The following is a 1,284-nucleotide window of genomic DNA, read 5'->3' as shown; positions in this document are numbered from 1 at the left end:
ATGAAATAGCCCTGGCAACGAAGTGCTGGCTTTAATCTTAACACACTCAAAATCTTGTTCAGAATGAAATAGCCCTGATTTTAATTCGTCTGGCTATTTGCTTAATCCCTGATTCTACCGCTCCTGAACCAATTGAACAGATGCCATCCCTTGAGCAAACTTCATAGTTGATAATCCTTTGTTTATGCTTTTCTAAATATTTGCAAAAATTCACTGCTGATTTTTTCTTGAGCTTTGTAAATAGAGCTACCGCATTCTCTACATTCCCTTTCCACAAATATGCTTCTGCTTGCTTAATTCGCTTCATTGAACCACCTACTTTCTGAAGATTTTGATTCAGATGATACCAATCGATAATTTCTCTTCTGTCCTGTTCACAACTGATTTCCTTAAATATATTCCACACTCCATCATGTCCATCACCTACGCAAGTTACAGGTTTTGCTAACGGTTGTTTATTTGCCCAATTAACGATGATATCATTTTGATTGAAACTAGCCATCATACCCGCTTCCGACACAATTGCTTTATAGTCTTTCCATTCAGACTTTTCTCCTTGATGTGCCCTCAGTCGTACTTTTCCACCATCTGCACTTAGCTCCGAAATATCTTCTGTTGATATCGGTTCGCTGAAGTCTTGATAATGTACTAATCTTTGTTGTGTTTTAGCCGGAACAGTCACTCCCGTTAGATACTTAATATCTTGGGCGGCATGCTTATAAGCAACATTGGCACTCAGTCTTAAGCAACAGTTTTCTAAATGTGGACTCAACCTACTAGCACTACCGCAGCCTAGTTTAGCTGCTTGCTTCTCGGTGATACTTAAATTACCTAGGGTACTTTTTAAGGTCTTGATTCTTCCGGCTTTTGTACCGCTAGCTGAGCAGATAAAAAAAAGCCGATATGTGGTGTCACATGAGTCAAAACTTGGTCTCTCACTGCGAGTTCAATATCTTCTAATGTCTGCAAGGAATCAGGATTATAATCATCATAAAGTATGGCAGAAATAGCATCTAGGTGTGTTTTAATTGTCTGTTGTTGTTCAGGTGTCATGATTATATATGCAGTGGGAAGAGATGATAATTATCGCCATTATACTGATGATGGGTAAAAAAGTCATGGTGGGTTCACGAGTATTTATACTCATCGCACAAGTGACACGCTCCCTAGAGCGTCGGTACAGTATTAGAAGTTGACAAAAAAAGAGATATAGCGAGCGCAAATGATTTGTAAATCATCGAGCGTGTATAATGAGAGATGTAAATCTAAGTAGAAGTTGAGATG

Annotated in this window: 2 protein-coding genes; both read right to left on the bottom strand. The window is 38.7% G+C overall.

The window, feature by feature from the left end; translation table 11 throughout:
- Positions 1-58 precede the first annotated feature (58 nt).
- Positions 59-856, bottom strand: coding sequence for an ISKra4 family transposase (locus tag QUB30_RS33650; RefSeq protein WP_333342723.1), 798 nt, complete (start codon positions 854-856; stop codon positions 59-61).
- The gene (locus QUB30_RS33645; protein ID WP_333048089.1) at positions 844-1,053 is read right to left on the bottom strand and encodes a hypothetical protein; all 210 of its coding nucleotides are present in this window, start codon (positions 1,051-1,053) and stop codon (positions 844-846) included. Before QUB30_RS33645 ends, QUB30_RS33650 begins: the two co-directional genes overlap by 13 nt.
- Between the last annotated feature and the right edge of the window lie 231 nt (positions 1,054-1,284).

Origin of the sequence: Microcoleus sp. BROC3 (assembly GCF_036702515.1) — a bacterium.
Classification (GTDB): domain Bacteria; phylum Cyanobacteriota; class Cyanobacteriia; order Cyanobacteriales; family Microcoleaceae; genus Microcoleus.
This window is presented reverse-complemented; position numbering and strand designations above follow the sequence as displayed.